Origin of the sequence: Stenotrophomonas sp. 278 (assembly GCF_003935715.1) — a bacterium.
GTDB lineage: Bacteria > Pseudomonadota > Gammaproteobacteria > Xanthomonadales > Xanthomonadaceae > Stenotrophomonas > Stenotrophomonas maltophilia_AH.
In genome coordinates this window covers 1-3,283 of sequence record NZ_RHPP01000235.1, presented here as the reverse complement: position 1 = coordinate 3,283, position 3,283 = coordinate 1, and the positions used below count along the sequence as shown (strand labels likewise).

Genomic DNA, 3,283 nt, shown 5'->3' with positions numbered 1-3,283 from the left:
GTGCGGCGGCGTGGCTTCGCGCCCGGCGCGGCGCTGTCGCGGGTGGGCAGGGTGCCGCGCTGCTGCAGCGTGTCCAGCCAGGCCAGGTTGTCCACATAGGCGAGGAAGTGCTGCAGGTAGCCGGGTGAGACCTCGCCCAGCCAGCCCAGCGTGCGGTGCACCAGCATGCTGGAATTCAGCGGCCCGCTGTCGCTGGGGGCTTCCTGGGCCAGGGTCTGGCGGACCTGGCTTTCGGTGCGCAGGTTGGCCCACATCGCACGGAATTCGGCCAAGGCCGGCAACTGCGGGTAGTCGGCATTGCGCGGCACGGGCAGGTCGCGCAGGGTAGCGGCCGGTCGCGCGGTCGGGTCAGTCGTTGCGGGCTGCGCTTCAATGCGCGCTGCATAGGCGTCCAGCAGCACCTGCAGCCGGGCATCCAGTACCCGCCGCAATGCGCCGTCGTGGCCGTGCGCACGCTGCTGCAACGCTTCCAGGAACGCGAACTGCACCGGGTCGATGCGGTCGTGTCCCTGCGTGCGCCAACGCTGCAACTGCGCCGGCGTGCTGTGGCCGTCAGCGCCCATCAGTGCGGTGGTCCGGCGTGTCAGTGGCCTTCGGGCGCGGAATCGGGGCCATTTCGACGCGGCGATTGCGCGAGCGGCCTTCTTCGCTGCGGTTGCTGTCCACCGGCTGCTCGGCACCGAAGGCGGCCGCAAACACGGAACCGGCGGGAACGCCCTCGGCGATCAGCGCACGGGTCACCGTCAACGAGCGCTGCGCGGACAGTTCCCAGTTGTCGGCGAACTGGCGGTTGGTGTCGCGCACCGGCTGGTCGTCGGTGAAGCCGCTGACCATCAGGATCTCCTCGCGCGACGCCAGGTAACCGGCCAGGGGCGCGGCCAGGCTCTTCAGCAGCTCGCGGCCTTCCGGCTGCAGCTGGTCGGAGTTCAGCGCGAACAGCACGCTGCCGCGGATGCCGATGCGGCCATCCACCAGGGTGACCCGACCCGCCGCCAGGGGACCTGCCAGCGCCTGCTCCAGGGTCTGGCGGCGCTTGGCTTCGGCCTCGCGCTGGGCCACTTCCTGGTCGAGGCGCTGCGACAGCTCCAGCTGGATCGCGACCACGCCGACCAGAATCAGCACGAACGCGCCCAGCAGCACCGACATCAGGTCGCCGAACGCGGCCCACACCGGGGTGCTGGTTTCGCCGTCGAGTTCGATCTCCTCGCTCATGCGGTGGCGGTCCCGCTGCTGCGGCGACGCCCGGCCAGCTGCTGCAGTTCTTCAATGATCTGCTGCTGCGACAGCACGCTCAGGTCAACGACTTCACGTGCCTGGGCGACGTAGTAAGCCAGCTGCTCATCGCTGCGCGCCATCGAGGCGTCCAGCGCGCCGGCGACCTGCTGCAGCTGTTCGCCCAGCCCGGTGCTGGCGCTGCCGAAGCTGTGCATGGCGCTGCCGAAGGCTTCGGCCAGGCTGGCCACTTCGACCACGCTGCCGCTGACCTGCGCCGCGGCGTGTTCGAGCTTGCCGGCTTCGTTCTCGATCTGTTCGCCGAACCGCGTGCCCACGCGTTCCAGCAGCTCGGCCGAGGTGCTGACCAGGGCATCCACGGCAGTGCGCTGTTCGGTGCTGGCGTGGTTGACCGCGTCCAGCAGGGTTTCCAGCGTGCCCAGAAGACGCGTGCGCTCTTCCAGCATGGCGGTGTCGCGGACCATGCTGTCGGACAGCTTCTGGCGCAGTTCGGCGACCACGTCCGCGGCGGCCTTGGGAGCCTCCGAGGCCAGGGTGACCAGGCGCGAGATCTCGGCAATGGTTTCGCGCGCGTGCTCCTGCGCCTGGGTGCCGATCTGGTGCGCGGTGCTGGCCAGGGTCTCGCAGACGGCCTGCTGGCTGGCTGCGACCTGCGCGCCGTTGGCTTCCCACTGCTGGCCGAGCTGTTCGGACAGGCGGGCGAAGGCATCGCGCCAGGTGTCCAGACGCTGCGCATCGCGCGCTTCCAGGGTGTCCTGCAGGCCGGTGTGGGCCAACTGCAGGCCGTCCACCAGGGCGCGGGCGTGGCTGTCGAAGCTGGCGGTGGCGCTGACCAGGGCCTGCTGGTTGCGCTCGGCCAGTTCGGCATTGACGCTCTGCTGGCCGGCCAGGGTGTCGCGCCACGCCTGTGCCGACGTGTCAGCGCTGGCCTGCATGTGTGCGGCCAGGGCATCCAGCAGCGCGGCGGCGTGAGCGTTCTGTTCGGATTGCGCAGTGTGCAGGACAGTGCGCAGCTGTTCGATCAGCGCGGCATGGGTGTGCTGCTGGGCCAGCTGGGCGCTGGTCCACTGCGTGGCAGTGTCGTCCAGGCGGGCGGCAACGGCATCAAGCAGGCCACGGCTGTGTTCAGCCTGGGCGCTGCTGAAGCCGTCCAGCGTGCCGCGCAGGTCGGTGGCCAGCTGCGCATGCGCCTGCTGCTGGTCGCGCAGGGCGCTGCTCCAGGTCTCACGGGTGTGGGTCTGGCTCTGTTCGAAACCGCTGCTGAGGGCACCCAGCTGTACCTGCACCGCATCGCGCACGCTGTGCTGCAGCTGCGTGGTCTGCTCGCTCAGCCCGGCCAGGGTCTGCGCCATCAGCGGCTGCAGTGCTTCGCCCACGGCACGTGCGCTCTGCGCCACGCCGTCCTGCAGGGTCTGCTGCAGGGCGCTGGCCAGTCGCTGCTGGCTCTGTTCGGCAGCCTGCTGGAACGTCTGCTGGCTGCTGAGCAGGCGCTCGCCGGTGCTGCCGCTGTGCTGCTCGATCGCAGTGCTGACGGCTTCGAGGCGCTCCACCAGGGCTGGCAGCAGCCCGGCCTGGGCCTGCAGCAGACGGAAGGTTTCGGCGCGCTGCCAGCTCTGCGAATGCACGTGCAGGGTGGTGGCAATGCGGGTGTCGAGCTGCTGCACCACGCGCAGGCGCTCACGCCGGCTCAGCGCCGACAGCAGGCCCAGCATGGCCGAGGTGGCGACGCCGGCGATGGAGGTGCCGAAGGCCACGGCCAGGCCCTCGACTGGTGCGCCGAGCGAGCCACGGATGGCCTGCAGGTCGGTGGCGCTTTCCAGCGCCAGGCCAGTGCCACGCAGGGTGGCCATCATGCCGAGCAGGGTGCCGAGCATGCCGAGCAGAACCAGCAGGCCGACCAGATAGGGGGTGAGGGTCGGGCCGGGCAGGGCGGTGCGCTCGCCTTCCACGCGCAGGCGGACCGCGTTGCGCAGGCTTGCGGGAATCTGCTGCAGCCATTCGCCCAGGCTGGCCGGGGCGGTCTCGGCGGCGGCGACGGCCTGTTCCAGTG

General features: G+C 70.5%; 3 protein-coding genes. All 3 read right to left on the bottom strand.

What is annotated here, in order from left to right; all coding sequences use genetic code 11:
- The coding region (locus EGJ34_RS20990; RefSeq protein WP_125362350.1) for a DUF2894 domain-containing protein at positions 1-563 on the bottom strand (563 nt) is incomplete at its 3' end.
- The gene (locus EGJ34_RS20985; RefSeq protein ID WP_125362349.1) at positions 553-1,212 is read right to left on the bottom strand and encodes an OmpA family protein; all 660 of its coding nucleotides are present in this window, start codon (positions 1,210-1,212) and stop codon (positions 553-555) included. The genes EGJ34_RS20985 and EGJ34_RS20990, both read right to left, overlap by 11 nt.
- Positions 1,209-3,283: DUF802 domain-containing protein (locus EGJ34_RS20980; protein WP_125362348.1), on the bottom strand; the 2,075-nt coding region annotated here is incomplete at its 5' end. The genes EGJ34_RS20980 and EGJ34_RS20985, both read right to left, overlap by 4 nt.